At 44.7% G+C, this 15,311-nt stretch carries 16 protein-coding genes and 2 pseudogenes; 8 read left to right on the plus strand and 10 right to left on the minus strand.

All coding sequences use genetic code 11. The features are described from left to right. Nucleotides 1-79: 79 nt before the first annotated feature. Together ycfP and AC30SF_RS02165 are read right to left on the minus strand one after the other, a co-directional pair. A complete protein-coding gene (gene ycfP, locus AC30SF_RS02160; RefSeq protein WP_489607415.1) occupies nt 80-619 on the minus strand; it encodes an alpha/beta hydrolase YcfP in 540 nt (179 codons plus the stop codon). After that, nucleotides 616-1,533 (minus strand): ATP-grasp domain-containing protein, encoded by a 918-nt coding sequence (locus AC30SF_RS02165; protein WP_489607416.1) that lies wholly within the window; start codon nt 1,531-1,533, stop codon nt 616-618. Before AC30SF_RS02165 ends, ycfP begins: the two co-directional genes overlap by 4 nt. Before the next feature lie 202 nt (nt 1,534-1,735). Here AC30SF_RS02165 and AC30SF_RS02170 point away from each other — a divergent pair, with 202 nt between their 5' ends. Continuing rightward, entirely contained in the window at nt 1,736-1,996 is a 261-nt protein-coding gene (locus AC30SF_RS02170; RefSeq protein ID WP_295975287.1) for a GrxA family glutaredoxin, read from the plus strand. 81 nt (nt 1,997-2,077) lie between these two features. Here the strand turns inward: AC30SF_RS02170 and ndk are convergent, their stop codons facing one another. The 4 genes from ndk to AC30SF_RS02190 form a co-directional block, all read right to left on the minus strand. Beyond that, nucleotides 2,078-2,497 carry a nucleoside-diphosphate kinase gene (ndk, locus tag AC30SF_RS02175; RefSeq protein ID WP_489607417.1) on the minus strand — a complete coding sequence of 140 codons (420 nt, stop codon included), beginning with the start codon at nt 2,495-2,497 and terminating at the stop codon, nt 2,078-2,080. Between the two features lie 11 nt (nt 2,498-2,508). After that, nucleotides 2,509-3,810, minus strand: coding sequence for an aminopeptidase PepB (gene pepB / locus AC30SF_RS02180; protein ID WP_489608300.1), 1,302 nt, complete (start codon nt 3,808-3,810; stop codon nt 2,509-2,511). Between the two features lie 96 nt (nt 3,811-3,906). Then, nucleotides 3,907-6,066: a heavy metal translocating P-type ATPase gene (locus tag AC30SF_RS02185; RefSeq protein WP_489607418.1), complete on the minus strand. Its 2,160-nt coding sequence runs from the start codon at nt 6,064-6,066 to the stop codon at nt 3,907-3,909. A 171-nt stretch (nt 6,067-6,237) separates the two neighbouring features. After that, nucleotides 6,238-6,450, minus strand: a complete 213-nt coding sequence (locus AC30SF_RS02190; RefSeq protein ID WP_489607419.1) for a heavy-metal-associated domain-containing protein — start codon at nt 6,448-6,450, stop codon at nt 6,238-6,240. 90 nt (nt 6,451-6,540) lie between these two features. Between AC30SF_RS02190 and AC30SF_RS02195 the strand changes: the two genes are divergently transcribed. Continuing rightward, nucleotides 6,541-6,927, plus strand: coding sequence for a MerR family transcriptional regulator (locus AC30SF_RS02195; protein ID WP_489607420.1), 387 nt, complete (start codon nt 6,541-6,543; stop codon nt 6,925-6,927). A gap of 70 nt (nt 6,928-6,997) precedes the next feature. On the opposite strand, the pseudogene AC30SF_RS02200 reads toward AC30SF_RS02195, so the two are convergent. From AC30SF_RS02200 to tsaA, 4 genes and pseudogenes are all read right to left on the minus strand, one after another. Continuing rightward, nucleotides 6,998-7,189, minus strand: a pseudogene (locus AC30SF_RS02200) (tRNA (N6-threonylcarbamoyladenosine(37)-N6)-methyltransferase TrmO); the annotation flags it as partial. Between the two features lie 28 nt (nt 7,190-7,217). Beyond that, entirely contained in the window at nt 7,218-8,024 is an 807-nt protein-coding gene (locus AC30SF_RS02205) for an IS3 family transposase (protein ID WP_489607421.1), read from the minus strand. Beyond that, nucleotides 8,021-8,395 (minus strand): transposase, encoded by a 375-nt coding sequence (locus AC30SF_RS02210; RefSeq protein WP_489607422.1) that lies wholly within the window; start codon nt 8,393-8,395, stop codon nt 8,021-8,023. The genes AC30SF_RS02205 and AC30SF_RS02210 overlap by 4 nt, the downstream gene beginning before the upstream one ends. Before the next feature lie 47 nt (nt 8,396-8,442). Further along, nucleotides 8,443-8,991, minus strand: a pseudogene (gene tsaA, locus AC30SF_RS02215) (tRNA (N6-threonylcarbamoyladenosine(37)-N6)-methyltransferase TrmO); the annotation flags it as partial. 110 nt (nt 8,992-9,101) lie between these two features. On the opposite strand from tsaA, the gene AC30SF_RS02220 reads away from it, so the two are divergent. The 6 genes from AC30SF_RS02220 to znuA all read left to right on the plus strand — a co-directional run bounded on the left by AC30SF_RS02220 (nt 9,102) and on the right by znuA (nt 15,303). Beyond that, nucleotides 9,102-10,007, plus strand: a complete 906-nt coding sequence (locus tag AC30SF_RS02220) for a 1,4-dihydroxy-2-naphthoate polyprenyltransferase (RefSeq protein ID WP_489607423.1) — start codon at nt 9,102-9,104, stop codon at nt 10,005-10,007. 48 nt (nt 10,008-10,055) lie between these two features. Then, entirely contained in the window at nt 10,056-10,556 is a 501-nt protein-coding gene (gene rraA, locus AC30SF_RS02225) for a ribonuclease E activity regulator RraA (RefSeq protein ID WP_209363166.1), read from the plus strand. 188 nt (nt 10,557-10,744) lie between these two features. Next, nucleotides 10,745-12,136 (plus strand): DASS family sodium-coupled anion symporter, encoded by a 1,392-nt coding sequence (locus tag AC30SF_RS02230; RefSeq protein WP_489607424.1) that lies wholly within the window; start codon nt 10,745-10,747, stop codon nt 12,134-12,136. Nucleotides 12,137-12,282: 146 nt separating this feature from the next. Then, nucleotides 12,283-13,401, plus strand: coding sequence for a murein transglycosylase A (gene mltA / locus AC30SF_RS02235; protein WP_489607425.1), 1,119 nt, complete (start codon nt 12,283-12,285; stop codon nt 13,399-13,401). Further along, the gene (gene tcdA, locus AC30SF_RS02240; protein WP_489607426.1) at nt 13,401-14,171 is read left to right on the plus strand and encodes a tRNA cyclic N6-threonylcarbamoyladenosine(37) synthase TcdA; all 771 of its coding nucleotides are present in this window, start codon (nt 13,401-13,403) and stop codon (nt 14,169-14,171) included. The genes mltA and tcdA overlap by 1 nt, the downstream gene beginning before the upstream one ends. A gap of 100 nt (nt 14,172-14,271) precedes the next feature. After that, the gene (gene znuA / locus AC30SF_RS02245; protein ID WP_489607427.1) at nt 14,272-15,303 is read left to right on the plus strand and encodes a zinc ABC transporter substrate-binding protein ZnuA; all 1,032 of its coding nucleotides are present in this window, start codon (nt 14,272-14,274) and stop codon (nt 15,301-15,303) included. The last annotated feature ends 8 nt before the right edge of the window (nt 15,304-15,311 follow it).

Consider the following 15,311-nt stretch of genomic DNA (forward strand, 5'->3'; position numbering starts at 1 on the left):
CAAGGCAATGTACATCCATCATGATAAACATCATAACGAAAAGGGAGCTTAATCGCTCCCTTTTGTTGTGATTCATAAATCAACTTTCTTTAAACGCATTTATTTTTTGTAAATGATGCGAAATCTGCTTGAATTTGTGCGTTTCTACAGCATCCCAAATCACCTCATAATAAGGCGATAATACCTCTGCGCTACGTTGGGAATCTAAAACACCGTCTTCCACCGACAAGAACACCAAACAGCGACCTTTATTTTTCAAACGGAAATCTTCCACGCACTTGGTGGCAATGTCTTCATATTCTTCCGGGCGATCGATCTTGACTCCCATATTTTCCTGCGGAAATAAATTCGGGTTGAAAATCGCCTGCTTAATGCCACACAAAAAACCAATGCGTTCCGCCCAATACCCGCCAAGCCCGACACCACAAATTAAGGGATTTCTGTCTTTCGATTCGGAGACCAATTTATGCACTTCGTTTAAAAGAAATTGCATATCATGGCGCGGATGCAATGTGCTGTAGTTAATAAAGCGAACGTCATCATCGATGAATTTTAGTTGCAACACTTTTTCGTGATTGCCCGGACTACTGGAATCAAAACCGTGTAAATAAATAATCATTTCATTACTCCAACCTGATGACGATGCTTTTGTTCTAAATGTAAGATCATTTGCAAGGCAATATCAATGCCACTGGTTTTCTCGATCATCTCAAGCCCCGGGCTGGCATTGACTTCCAACACCAACGGACCGTTGGCGGAACGGATTAAATCCACGCCAGCCACATCTAAGCCTAGCACTTTCGTTGCGTTTAAGGCAATGTGTTTTTCCTGTTCGGTTAAGATGACTTTTTCTGCGCTGGCACCACGATGGCAATTTGCGCGAAATTCGCCACCTTGCCCAATGCGTTGCATCGCCGCGACAATGCGTTCTCCTACCACAAAACAGCGTAAATCGGCGCCTTGCGCTTCTGCAATAAATTCCTGGGCTAACGTCGGCACGTTCGCCTGCTTTAATGTTTCTAACATACTGACCGCACTTTGTGGCTGCTCCGCTAACACCACGCCAATCCCTTGCGAACCACTCAAGGTTTTCAAAATAATCGGGGTGCCAATATGCCGTACGGCATCATTCGCCTTGGTTTCCAGCCCACCAAGCAACGAGGTTGGCACGGCAATGCCATTCACCAGTAATAACTGCAAGCTCAACCATTTATCACGCGCTTTCACAAAAGCATCGGCATGATTCAAACAAGGCACATTTAATGCCTGAAAATAATGCAATACGGCACAGCCCATTTGCATACTGGCGGTGCCAAAGCGGGGTAACACCGCGTCATATTGGGGTAACAGATAAGGCGCGCTTTCCACATCCGGCTGATAATAAAGCGCAAAGTGCGGTGGATTTTGTTGGAGTTTTATTAAACAACGATTCGGATCGAGAATATCCATGTGATGGCCGTTTGCTTCCGCCGCCTGTTTTAAACGCCGACAGCTATACAAACGTGGCTCACGGCACAACATTAATAGTTTCATAGGGAGTGTTTTTTTACCGTATTTAATTCTCACCGGCTTTTTCTCCGATGAGAATAAAAGCCTCAATCATATAGCAAATTAGATTCATTTACCTATTGCTAAAATTAACGGCATTCTACCTCAAACACTTGGCGAACTCTTTATTCTTTTGTATATCCGCTATAAAATTGATGCATTTATTGACAAGACAAAAGGAAACATCATGTTTGTAACTATTTATGGTCGCCTAAGCTGCCCGTACTGCGTGCGCGCCAAAGCGTTAGCCGAAAAGCTAAAAAACTCATTCGCGGATTTTGATTATCGTTATATTGATATTATTGAACAAGGCATGAGCAAAGAGGATATTGCCAAAATTATCGGTAAGCCGGTGCAAACCGTCCCGCAAATTTTAGTGGATGAAAAACCAATTGGAGGCTGCACTGACTTTCAAGCTTTCGTGCGTGAACGATTTGGCGTGGAATAAGTGATTTTATCCACATCGATCAAAAAACGGATTAGCCTAATAAGCTAATCCGTTTTTCTTTGGGTTGACTGCCATGCAAGATTAAAAGATTTCTTCCGCGGCAAAGAAATAAGCAATCTCACGCGCCGCACTTTCCGGGCTATCGGAACCATGCACGGAGTTTTCCCGTTGACTTAATGCAAAATCACGACGAATCGTGCCTTCTGCTGCCGTTTCAGGATTGGTTGTTCCCATTAAAGTGCGGTAGTCTTGCACCGCGTTTTCTTTTTCTAACACGCTCACGAATACCGGTGCCGAAGTCATGTATTCCACTAATGGCTCAAAAAAAGGTTTGCCTTGGTGTTCGGCGTAAAAGCCTTCTGCTTGTTCTCTGTTCAACTGAACTATTTTCGCGGCGGCAATATTGAATCCTTGTTGCTCAAAGCGCGCCAAAATCGCGCCGATTAAATGACGCTTTACGGCATCCGGTTTAATAATAGATAACGTTCGTTGTAAGCTCATTTCACATCCTCTTACTGTTGTTTTGCTTTAGCTAATAATAAATTGGCAAGGGTTTGCACACCGATACCGGTCGCACCGGTCGCCCATAAGTCGCTTGGGGTTTTGCGATACGTGGCGGAACAATCAATGTGTAACCAATGTTGTTGATAATTTTTGACGAAATAAGATAAAAATGCGGTTGCGGTGCTCGCACCTGCGCCCACCGGAACCGTGCCGGTATTGGCAATGTCAGCGAACGCCGTTTTAATTTGTCCGCGATGTAATTCCGCGAAAGGCAAGCGCCAAAATGGCTCGTGTTCTTGCTCGGCAGAACGGAATAAATCGGCGACCAACTGATCATCCATGGATAGCACGCTGTGATAATCATTGCCTACCGCCACTTTTGCCGCACCGGTTAAGGTCGCACAATCCACAATAAATTGAGGCTGTTGTGCATCCGCATCAATTAAACCATCCGCCAACACTAAGCGCCCTTCGGCATCCGTATTAAGAATTTCTACGCTGACACCGTTACGATATTGGATAATGTCACCCAATTTAAAGGCGCGGCTACTCACCAAGTTTTCTGCGCAGCAAAGGAATAATTTCACCCGTTGATTTAAACCACGCAAAATCGCCAAGCCTAACGCCCCCGTCAATAACGCGGCGCCGCCCATATCCGTACGCATGGTGCTCATACCATCACTCGGTTTAATGCTGTAGCCACCACTGTCAAACGTAATGCCTTTGCCCACCAAACAGGCCAACACCGGCGCGTCCGGATTGCCGGTTGGATTAAAATCCAACTGCAACATGGCCGGCAGATTTTGCGAGCCTTTCCCCACTTGCCATAAACCATGATAACCTCGTTCCAGCAAGGCTTCTCGAGAAACGATGGAAAAACTGACCGCACTTTGCTTCGCAGCTTGCTCTGCCATCTGCCCGATAAACTTTGCGGCGCGTTGAGCAAGCTCTTCCGGCGTTAAAATGGCTGCCGGCAAATTAATGATTTCTCGCACGAAATCGCCGCATTGAATGCGATAACTTAGCTCTCGTTGTTGCTCGGAAGATAGCGTCGGAAACTGCAGTTTAAACTGCTTTTTCGCATTGTAAAAACCTTGATAAAACGCCCAACAACTTTCCAACTGCCAGCCTTCCCCGCTTAACGCAACATCAGAAATCCCCTGATTTTGTAACTTCCGCGCGGCTTTTTGTATGGAAGTGCGGTCGGAAAAATCGGTTAAATGAAGAGTCGCTTTATCTTCATTAAAACTGATGAGTGCCTTTTCACCCCAAGCCGCCGAAGCCGCTTGGTTTGAAAGCAAAACCTGCATAGACATATTTTCTCCTTTCAATATTGAGAATATAACGGCTTGTAATATAGCAGTTTTTAGCGAGATTCGTTACGTTTTTATGCTAAGCCACGCGACTTAGGCAATTTTTACCTTTTTCAAACGTAACGCATTGCTTAACACGGAAATCGAACTCATCGCCATCGCCGCGCCGGCAACCACCGGGCTGAGCAAACCCAATGCAGCTAACGGAATGCCCAACACGTTATAAATAAACGCAAAAAATAAATTTTGTTTAATATTTTTCAAGGTTGCACGAGAAATCAACAAAGCATCCACCAACTGATTGACCGAATGCTGCATCAGGGTTGCCGACGCACTGTGCTGCGCCACATCCGCACCATCGTGCATAGCGAAGCTCACATTTGCCGCAGTCAGTGCCGGTGCGTCATTTACGCCATCCCCCACCATGGCGACCACGTTGCCATTTTCTTGGAGAAGTTTAACCGCACTTGCTTTATCCCGTGGTGACATATTGCCCTGTGCATGTTGAATGCCAAGCTGATCGGCAATGTATTGCACCACATTTGGATTATCGCCGCTCATGATATAGACGTCGATATTGTCTGCTTTTAAGCGTTCAATCGCCTTTTGACTATCCGCTTTTAAGGTATCTGCTAACGCAAAGGCAGCAATGGGCTGATCGTTTACGGCAACCGCCACAATGCTGGCGATCTGCCATATGGGATCAAGATCGGTCGGTAACGTCAAATTGCAATAGGCAGGTTTCCCCACTTTCACCGTGCCAATATGTTCAATCTCACCTTGAATGCCTTGCCCCACCTCTGCCTGAATATGTTGCACCGCAGGCAACACTACGCCTCTCATCTCTGCCGCTTGCACAAGGGCTTTTGCCAGCGGATGTGTCGCGCTTTGTTCAATGGAGGCGGTTAAGGCATAAATTTCATCTTCAGAATAGACCGCACTTTGCGCCTGCCAAAAAGCGACCACTTGCGGTTTACCTTCTGTAAGCGTGCCGGTTTTATCCAACACCACCGCATTCACATGGGCGGCTTCTTCCATGGCAGCGGCATCTTTAAACCAAATGCCCTGCTTCACGGCTTTACCCATGCCCACCATGATCGCTGCCGGCGTCGCCAAGCCCAACGCACAAGGGCAGGCAATCACCAACACCGCAACGCCATGAATCAATGCTGTCACTACATCTTGTTGAAGCCACCAAGTGAGTAAAAACGTCAGCAAGGCAATGCCGATCACCGTTGGCACAAACACCGCCGCCACTTTGTCGGCAAAACGGGCAATGGGCGCTTTGCTGCCTTGCGCTTCAGAAAGGGCGTTCATCATATCGCCAAGCAACGTTTGGCTGCCAAGCTGTTGCGAACGATAAACCAAACTGCCATCCGTCACCATCGCGCCGGCCAACACGTGGCTGCCCAATTTTTTCATTTCCGGCACGGATTCGCCGGTTAAATGGCTTTCATCACACCAACCCGAACCTTCTTCCACCACGCCATCGGCGGCAATGCGTTCGCCTTGGTTGGCGCGTAACCGTTCGCCCACTTGGATTTGATTTAACGGCACGGTTTGCCATTCGCCGTGGCGTTGCACGTGCACTTGTTTTGGTGTCAGCTGCAACAATAAACCTAGGCTATTTAGGCTGTGCTTTTTGGTACGATCTTCTAAGAATTTTCCCAAACTCACAAACCCTAACACCATGACGGAGGCTTCAAAATAAATATTTGCCGAGCCGTGTGCATGGCTCATATGCGGCAGATAAAACAGCATAAAGACGGAATAAAAATAAATGGTGAGCGTGCCAAGACTGACCAACACATCCATATTCGCCAAACCGCCTTTAATGCTACCCCAAGCGCTTTTATAGAAGGGAATCGCCAAGCCGAATTGCACAATCGTGGCTAACACCATTTGCCACATCGGCGGTAACATCCAATCATGTCGCCCCAGCATCATGCCGAGCATACCGATGAAAAACGGCACGTTAATCAGCCATAACAAGATCAAACGCCACGAGAGTTTACGTTCTTGCGGCAATGCTGCCTGTTCTTGCTTTAATTGGGCGGAGAAACCGGTTTTTTGAATAATTTGGATCAGTTGTTCAACGGAAGTTTGCTTTTCATCAAAAGTAACCTGTGCTTCCTCACTGGCGAAATTGACGCCGGCTTGTTGCACAAAATCCTTTTTATTCAACACCTTTTCAATCCGACTGGCGCACGACTGGCACGTCATACCACCAATTTGAATAGAGACTTTTTGCATAACATCCTCTTTTTTTATGTCCTTTCCCAGAAAAGTGCGGTGGGTTTTGGAAATATTTTTTATCATCGATATTAAAGACGGCTAGCGCAAGCGTCCACGCTTGTACTTGTGTTTGTGCTTATTAGTAATCATAGCGCATCTCAGAAAATGAACGCCGGATAAATGCAAAATCTACACTACTGCCGCGTCAAACCCGGCATCTTCTACCACTTCTACCAACGCGGCAGGTTGCACTTTATTTTCATCAAAACTCACGACCGCTTGCGCTTTTTCCAAACTGACGTCAGCTTGCACCACGCCATCTAATTCACTCAATACGCGAGTCACACTTTTCACACAACCACCACAGGTCATGCCATCAATTTTTAAGGTTACGTTTTGCATCATTTGCTCCTTTGTTAAGTTAAACCTTGCCGATTTTTGTCGTTAAGATTACTATAAACCTTAACGTTAGGTTAAGGTCAAACACTTTTTATGAATATCAGTCAAGCAGCCAAACTCACCGGCTTATCTGCTAAACAAATCCGCGATTATGAAAAACGCGGCTTACTCAAAGCCGGTACACGCACCCTTTCAGGTTATCGCTACTATGAAGAAAACGATCTCGCCCGTTTGCGTTTTATCCGCCACTCACGAGACGTGGGCTTTTCCCTGCAACAAATCGCCCAATTACTTGAATTACAAGACAACCCGCATCGCAACAGCCGTGAAGTAAAACAACTTACGGCACAAGATATCGAAACCCTCAACGCGCAAATTCAGGCACTACAAAAAATGGTGGCTGAACTCCAACGCTGGCATGACAACTGCCAAGGCAACGACTGCCCGGAATGTTCGATTTTAGCAGGACTCAGTGAATAGACATGTGAAAAAAGTGCGGTGAAAATTTAAAATATTTCGCATTAGAAATACACTTCAAGAAGCTCGCAGATTAATCTTCCTGATGATTTATTAAGGTTTCAATTTGCACGATTTCCGCCACATCCACCGTATCCGCTTTAATCCGCCATTTCACATTCAAGTCATACAACGAAATGCCGTAAAGGCGATCGGTGGCTTTGCCTTGTTGATACGCCGGGCGGGGATCTTGTTGGATCACCTCGGTAATAAAACGTTGTAAGTGATCTGCCCCCAAAAGTTGGACAGGTTAGTTAACTTAAATATTGAGCTCGGTATTGCACCGGGCTCAATCCTTTGAAAGCAAGTTTAATTCGTTTTTGGTTGTAATACACTAAATATTCTTCAATTTCAGCCTGTAATTCAGCAATTGAATGATAAGTTCGAGAGTAAAAGCACTCTGATTTTAATATTGCAAAAAAGCTTTCAATCACCGCATTATCGTAGCAATTTCCTCGGCGGCTCATACTTTGCACCGCTTTACCCTCCAACATCTTTACCCATTCCGCCGAGCCATATAATACGCCTTGGTCGCTATGAATAATCGGGCATTCTGTCGGTTTAAGCCTACTAAGCCCTTGTTCTAACATCTTTTTTACCAATGAAAACTTCTGGCGTGTTGCAAAGTTATAGGCAATAATTTCTCGGTTAGCCAAGTCCATCAACGGTGAAAAATAAAGCGTTTCTTGCCCAACCTGAAATTCCGTTACATCCGTTACCCATTTTTGATTGAGTGCCGTTGCTGTAAAGTCACGATTCAGCAAATTCGGGGCAATATGCGATGTTTTTCCTCGTTTTCCATGTCTTTTCTTACGTAAAATGGAATGAATACCTAACTCGTTCATCAGTTTTAACACCGTTTTATGATTCAAATGAAAACCCATTTGGCGTAATTTAAACGTCATGGGGCGATAACCATCTCGTTTTCTGTTCTTTTTGTACAGCGATAAGATAGTCTCTTTTACCTCGTGATAATTTCGCTTAATCTCTTTATAGTAAAAGCTTGAGCGAGGCATTTTAGCCACATGAAGTAAATCATTTAACGCGTGGTCCGGCTTCAATCTTTCAATGATTTTTCTTTTTTCTGTCGTTGTTTTTGACGGTCGAGCTTCTCCAACTCCTTTAGGTAAGCAATCTCCGCACGAGCCAAGGCGAGTTCTCGTTGTAACTTTTTAAACGCTTTAGGTGAAAAGTCTGTGGTTTCCGGGATTTCAATGTCTTTCTTTTTCATTTTTGACTTCACTATTTTCGGTGTTTGAAGGTTTGTATAAGGCGATTTTACGCCATCAATCCCTCTTTCCCGAAATGCTTTTAGCCAATAGATGACGGCAGAATGGGGAATGTTATGAAGTTTAGCCACCTCACGGATACCATAATCCTGTTCGGTGACGAGTTTGATAATTTCTAAACGAAATTGATAAGAGTAAGACATAATCTGCACCTCAAAATAGGTGTCCAGGTTTTGGGGTGCAGATCAAAGTGCGGTCGGTTTTTGCTGTGTTTTTTGACCGCACTTTCCGCTTCTGCAGTAAATTCCACGTGCAGCAACGGTTCCGGTTCGCTTTGGGCAAAACCGGAAATCGCGTCAGGTTCACTGTCGGCGTAGGCCAGATAAGGTTTGATGTCGAAAATAGGCGTGCCGTCCACTAAATCCACGGCGCCGAGATGTAACAACACCTTGCCGTTTTTACATTCTATGTGGCGCAATTCGACTTTGGATAAACCAATCGGATTCGGGCGATGTGTCGAGCGCGAGGCAAACACGCCAACCCGTTGATTGCCGCCTAAACGTGGCGGGCGCACGGTAGGATGCCACTTGCCTTGCGGAATTTGATCAAATTGAAAAATCAGCCAAAGGTGGCTGAATTGCTCTAAACCGCGGATGGCTTCCACTTGGTTATAGGGCGGCAACAATTCGACAATGCCTGTGCCATCCTGCACTAAATTAGGTTGACGCGGTACGGAAAATTTTTCTTTGTAAGGGGTGTGAATCACAGCCACAGGCTGCAAGATGAGAGAATCGGACATATTTTCCTTAAAACAGTTAAAATCTGCAAAATAACCTTGTAGAATGGCGCCTATTTTAGCTAAAAGTGCGGTAAAAAATCGCCTTATTTTTCGTTATTCGAGTAGCCATTATGACAAAAAATACAATAAAAATGTGGATTGAAACAGCGCGTCCAAAAACCCTGCCGTTAGCCTTGGCAACCATTTTAACCGGTTCCGCGCTTGCCTATTGGGCGGGCAGTTTCCATTGGGGAATCACGGTGTTATGTTTACTCACCACGTTATTTCTGCAAATTCTTTCCAACTTCGCCAATGATTACGGTGATCACCAAAAAGGCTCCGACACGGCAGAACGTATCGGGCCATTACGCGGCATTCAGCAAGGCGCCATTTCTGCAACACAACTGAAAAAAGGGCTTTATGTCATGATCGCCTTAAGTTTCCTTTGTGGCGTACTCTTAATCGGCATGGCTTATCAAAATGTAAGCGATTTAATCGCCTTTTCCCTTCTCGGCATACTTGCCATTGTAGCGGCTATCACCTACACCGTGGGCAGTAAGCCTTACGGCTATTTGGGCTTAGGCGATATTTCCGTGTTGATTTTCTTTGGGCTATTGGGCATCGGCGGCACCTATTATCTTCAAGTACATGATATCTCTACTGTCATTTTACTTCCTGCCATTGCCAGTGGTTTACTTGCGACAGCCGTATTAAATATCAATAACTTGCGTGATATTGAACAAGATCGCAAAGCAGGTAAAAACACCCTTGCCGTACGCTTAGGTCCACATAATGGGCGGGTTTATCATTGCTTGCTGCTTTCTATTGCCGCCTTGTTTTATCTTTTGTTTGCCCTCATGAATTTGCGTAATCCGTTGAGTTTCGTCTTTTTGCTCACTTATCCGCTCTTGTTCAAACATGCTTATTTTGTTTTCTCTCATAAAGAGCCGGTAGCCTTACGCCCGATGTTAGCGCAAATGTCGCTGATTGCGTTACTGATCAATGGGCTATTTAGTTTGGGCTTGCTTCTAGGCTGAAACGGACTATACTAGCTCGCAGTATTTATCTTAAAAATAGGGTCTTTTATGTACATTGATACTTCTGAACTTTGCGATATTTATCTCGATCAAGTCGATGTTGTCGAACCTGTTTTCTCAAGTTTCGGCGGATTAAGTTCTTTTTATGGCAAAGTCACCACCGTAAAATGCTTTGAAAATAACGGGTTAATTGCTGAAATTTTAGAAGAAAACGGTGAAGGACGCGTGTTAGTCGTTGATGGCGGCGGTGCAGTACGCCGTGCATTAATTGATGCGGAACTCGCACAATTAGCGGCAGATAATCATTGGGAAGGCATCATCGTTTATGGTGCGGTTCGTCAAATTCAACAACTGGAAAATATCGACATCGGCATTCATGCGTTAGCCCCAATTCCGGTGGGTGCGGATGAAAGCAATCATGGCGAAACCGATGTTCCGGTCAACTTTGGTGGGGTAACCTTCTTCCCGGAAGATTTTGTTTATGCCGATTTAACCGGCATTATTCTGTCGCAAGAGCCGTTAGATTTAGACGATCCGGAACAAGAATAGACGGAAGCATTAAATTCTCCTCAGTGCGGTTGAAATTTTTATTATTTCAACCGCACTTTTTTTTGCGCTACTTCACAAATCCACAAAAAAGGCGTTGCTTTTTATTTATACAATGATAGTTTTCTAACATATTGTTTACATTGTTAGGCAATATGTCGATCTTCTATTTTATTTAAAAGGATGAAACCATGAGCAGCACAACACTAAATAAAAATGGGATCAACAAGCGCGTGATTATCTTGATTTCTGCAGTTATTCTCTTTTTTGTCTTACTCAATACACTGCCTTTTGATAAAAATGCCAATGGTGGGTTGGCATTATTGGCTTTGGTTGCCATTTTGTGGTTAACGGAAGCCTTACACGTCACGATCACGGCGTTAATTGTTCCGCTACTTGCCATTTTCTTAGGATTAGTCAAAACCAGTACGGCACTGGCGACCTTTGCCGATCCGAATATTTTTCTATTCTTCGGAGGCTTTGCTTTAGCCACCGCACTTCATATTCAACAGTTAGATAAAATGATCGCCAACAAAATTATGGCGTTGGCAAAAGGCAATTTATTTGTTGCGGTCATGTATTTATTCTCCGTTACCGCCTTTTTGTCCATGTGGGTCAGTAACACAGCAACAGCGGCCATGATGTTACCCCTTGCCATGGGCGTACTCAGCCGTTTAGATCGTAATTCAGAACATAACACCTATGTGTTCGTGCTGTTAGGGATTGCCTATAGCGCCAGCATCGGCGGCATGGGAACCTTAGTGGGAAGCCCGCCAAACAACATCGTTGCAACGCAATTACACCTCACCTTCGCTGATTGGTTATGGTATGGCTTGCCGATTATGTTAATTCTTATGCCAATGATGATTGGCACGCTTTATATTGTCTTCAAACCAAAACTCAATATTCGTTTTGACCAACAATTTGAAGCCATTCCAATGAATAAACAACGTTGGGTTACCTTAGCGATTTTCGTCTTTATTGCATTGAGCTGGGTTTTCAGTAGCCAAATCAATCCGATTCTTGCAGGCGCATTAGGATTAGAGGGGAAAATTGCCAGCTTCGATAGTGTGATTGCTTTATCTGCCGCGGTTATCCTTTGTGTTGCCGGCGTAACAAACTGGAAGCAAATTCAAGACAACACCGATTGGGGCGTATTAATGCTCTTCGGTGGCGGCTTAACCTTAAGTGCTGTATTAAAAAATTCCGGTGCAAGCAAAATCTTGGCTGACGGCATCGTATTCCTGATTGAAGGTGGCCACTTCTATCTCATCGGTTTATTGGTTGCTGCGTTCATTATTTTCTTAACAGAATTCACCTCCAACACCGCCAGTGCAGCCTTGTTAGTGCCGATCTTCATTTCTATCGCACAATCTCTTGGTATGCCGGAAATTGGTTTAGCCTTAATCATCGGGTTAGGGGCTTCCTGTGCCTTCATGTTGCCGGTGGCAACACCGCCGAATGCCATTGTGTTCGGTACCGGTGAAGTGAAACAAAGTGAAATGGTCAGAGCCGGTATTCTTTTAAATATCGTGTGTATCTTTGTTATCGCGACCTTCGGTTACCTCTTCTGGTTGCAATAGTCAAAAGGACACTTTATCGCATACACGCGCCTATTTTGTCGGAAAAAACGACCGCACTTTATGTGCTTGGATGTTCCCCGTGTTCATTCAAGCGAAATTAGGGTAGAATTCGGCCTTTATTTTTCGTTTATCCTAGGATGTTGTGTATGCGATTGAATCAATCTTCTCTTTATAAACTTCTAGCGCTTTCCGTGGCGGTGATATTAGCCGGGTGTTCACCAACGGAACATCAAAATACTTCAAAACGCAGCGCTCAATCAACGAGCACGGATATTGATCCGCAAAAATTCGGCGCGATATACAAAGGACGCACCTATCAACAAGCAATCTTTAGCCCGGTATCTCGTGTGGAAAATCAAAGTGCGGTCATAAATCAAGGCGATTTTTTGACACAACTTTCTAATGTCAATACGTACTCCGGCAAACTGAGCCGCAATTTTGCGCCGACCTATGAAAAAATCACCGCGTGGGTATTAGCCGGTGCCAATGTGAGCAAACTTACTGATTTCGGCATTAATCCACAAGTGATGAAAGGCTTTGACGGCTATCAAAACGTGTTAATGACGGGCTATTATTCCCCGGTGATTCATGCTCGCCGCACACAGCAAGGTAAATATAACCAACCGATTTATGCGCTTCCGGCACAAAAACGTTTTTCCCGCGCTGAAATTTATGCCGGCGCATTGAAAGGCAAAGGATTAGAACTGGCGTATAGTGATTCCATGATCGATAACTTCTTGCTTGGCGTACAAGGCAGTGGTTATGTCGATTTTGGTGAAGGCAATTTGAATTATTTTGCGTATGCCGGTCAAAATGGTTACCCGTATGCAGCCGTGGGACGTTTGTTGGTGGAAGACGGCGAGATTCCGAAAGAAAAAATGTCTATTCAGGCGATTCGTGATTGGGCGAATGCAAATCCGTCACGGGTTCAAGGTTTGCTCGAACGTAATCCGTCTTATGTTTTCTTTAAAAATGATCCGCATGGCAAAGTGAAGGGCGCGGCAGGTGTGCCGTTAGTGCCAATGGCCTCGGTGGCTTCTGACCGTGGTGTGATTCCGTTAGGCAGTGTATTGCTCGTCGAAGTGCCACAAATTGACAATAGTGGGAACTGGACGGGAGAACATAAACTGCATTTGATGGTGGCATTAGATGTAGGCGGTGCGGTGAACGGACACCATTTCGATTTATATCGTGGTATCGGCGATCAGGCAGGGCATATTGCCGGCTTGTCAAAACATTATGGTCGCGTTTGGGTATTACGTTAATGGCGCGTGTGGATAATTACGAACAACGTTTCGGCGGTATCGGTCGTTTATATGGCACCGAGGCTTTAACCCGTTTACGCCAAGCGCATATTTGTGTTATTGGCATTGGCGGTGTGGGTTCTTGGGCGGTGGAAGCGCTCGCTCGCTCAGGCGTGGGTAAAATTACGATGATTGATATGGATGATATTTGTGTCACGAATATCAATCGCCAAATTCATGCCTTGACAGGCAATATCGGTCAGCTCAAAACAGAGGTCATGCAACAACGGGTGAAATTGATTAACCCCGAATGCGATGTCAATGTCATTGATGATTTTATTTCTGCGGAGAATTTATCCCAATACCTTCGTGCTGAGTATGATTATGTCATTGATGCCATTGATAATGTCAAAACAAAAGCAGCGTTAATTGCCTACTGTAAACGCCATAAAATCAACATTATCACCGTGGGGGGCGCCGGCGGGCAAACGGATCCAAGCCAAATTCAAATTGCCGATTTAAGTCGCACCATTCAAGACCCGCTGTTGGCAAAAGTGCGGTCAGTTTTACGCAAGGATTATCATTTCACGCAAAATCCAAAACGGAAGTTCGCCATTGAGGCGGTATTTTCGACTCAGCCACTGATATTCCCTCAAATGGGCGAAAGCTGTTCTATGTCAGCCACCATGAATTGCGCCAATGGTTTTGGTGCGGCAACGATGATTACGGCGACGTTTGGATTTTTTGCAGTTTCTCGTGTCATTGATAAGTTATTACAGAAAAAAGACTGACTTATTTTTTTTCATAAAAAAAGATAGTCATCTAAACAAAAAAAGAGTAACCTAGTCGCGTTTTGTTCAATTTATCTGTCCCATTATAAAAGGAAATACAATGACTCAATTTGTACAAGGTTTGAAAAAAACGGCAATTGCCGCAGCGATTCTTTCTTTCTCCGCCGTGGCTTCTGCAACCATCGTAACTTCTGTTAAACCCTTAGGTTTTATCGCCTCCTCGATTGCCGACGGCATTACCGACACGGAAGTCTTGGTGCCTGCCGGTGCGTCACCACATGATTACAGCTTAAAACCCTCCGATGTGCAAAAGCTCAAATCTGCCGAAATGGTCGTTTGGATCGGCGAAGATGTGGATGCCTTTTTAGATAAATCCATTGATGATCTTGACTATAAAAAAGTCTTAACCATCAAAGACATTGCTGCCATTGAACCGTTTTTATTAAAAGGCGAACATCATCACCATCATCATGGCGAAGGCGAAGCCCATGAGGATCATGCCCACGAAGGACATTACCACGATCACGAGAAACATGAGCATAAACACGAAGAACAGGAACACAAACATGAACATGCCGGACATGAACATCATCATGATCACGATCATGAAGACTTAGGCGTAAATTGGCACGTTTGGTACTCTCCGGACATCAGTAAATCCGTTGCGCAACGCATTGCGGCAAAACTGATCAAACAATATCCGGAGAAAAAAGAACAGATTGAAAAAAACGTGGCGGAGTTTAACCGCACTTTAGATGAGCAAAGCGCGAAAATCAAAACACAATTGGAAAGCGTAAAAGATAAAGGTTTCTATGTGTTCCACGATGCTTACGGTTATTTCAACCAAGCCTATGGTTTAAATCAAACCGGTTATTTCACCATTAATCCATTGGTGGCACCGGGTGCAAAAACCTTGGCAAAAATTAAAGAAGAAATTGCCGAACACAAAGTCAACTGCTTATTTGCCGAACCACAGTTCACGCCAAAAGTGATTGAAAGTTTAAGCAAAGGGACACAAGTAAATGTCGGCCGCCTTGATCCGATGGGCGATGCGGTTAAACTAGGTGTTAATTCTTATGCCGCGTTCCTTCAATTTACCGCAGACAGCTACACACAATGCTTAGCAAAATAATGCGTACT

The sequence above is a fragment of the Aggregatibacter valvarum genome, assembly GCF_980468985.1.

Bases quoted from the DNA above. Each gene is read 5' to 3' on its own strand.
- AC30SF_RS02165 (WP_489607416.1), bottom strand. From the start codon at position 1,533: ATGAAACTATTAATGTTGTGCCGTGAGCCACGTTTGTATAGCTGTCGG.
- AC30SF_RS02210 (WP_489607422.1), bottom strand. From the start codon at position 8,395: ATGTCTTACTCTTATCAATTTCGTTTAGAAATTATCAAACTCGTCACC.
- AC30SF_RS02190 (WP_489607419.1), bottom strand. From the start codon at position 6,450: ATGCAAAACGTAACCTTAAAAATTGATGGCATGACCTGTGGTGGTTGT.
- ndk (WP_489607417.1), bottom strand. From the start codon at position 2,497: ATGAGCTTACAACGAACGTTATCTATTATTAAACCGGATGCCGTAAAG.
- AC30SF_RS02195 (WP_489607420.1), top strand. From the start codon at position 6,541: ATGAATATCAGTCAAGCAGCCAAACTCACCGGCTTATCTGCTAAACAA.
- mltA (WP_489607425.1), top strand. From the start codon at position 12,283: ATGCGATTGAATCAATCTTCTCTTTATAAACTTCTAGCGCTTTCCGTG.
- AC30SF_RS02220 (WP_489607423.1), top strand. From the start codon at position 9,102: ATGACAAAAAATACAATAAAAATGTGGATTGAAACAGCGCGTCCAAAA.
- ycfP (WP_489607415.1), bottom strand. From the start codon at position 619: ATGATTATTTATTTACACGGTTTTGATTCCAGTAGTCCGGGCAATCAC.
- znuA (WP_489607427.1), top strand. From the start codon at position 14,272: ATGACTCAATTTGTACAAGGTTTGAAAAAAACGGCAATTGCCGCAGCG.
- AC30SF_RS02185 (WP_489607418.1), bottom strand. From the start codon at position 6,066: ATGCAAAAAGTCTCTATTCAAATTGGTGGTATGACGTGCCAGTCGTGC.
- pepB (WP_489608300.1), bottom strand. From the start codon at position 3,810: ATGCAGGTTTTGCTTTCAAACCAAGCGGCTTCGGCGGCTTGGGGTGAA.
- rraA (WP_209363166.1), top strand. From the start codon at position 10,056: ATGTACATTGATACTTCTGAACTTTGCGATATTTATCTCGATCAAGTC.
- AC30SF_RS02170 (WP_295975287.1), top strand. From the start codon at position 1,736: ATGTTTGTAACTATTTATGGTCGCCTAAGCTGCCCGTACTGCGTGCGC.
- AC30SF_RS02230 (WP_489607424.1), top strand. From the start codon at position 10,745: ATGAGCAGCACAACACTAAATAAAAATGGGATCAACAAGCGCGTGATT.
- tcdA (WP_489607426.1), top strand. From the start codon at position 13,401: ATGGCGCGTGTGGATAATTACGAACAACGTTTCGGCGGTATCGGTCGT.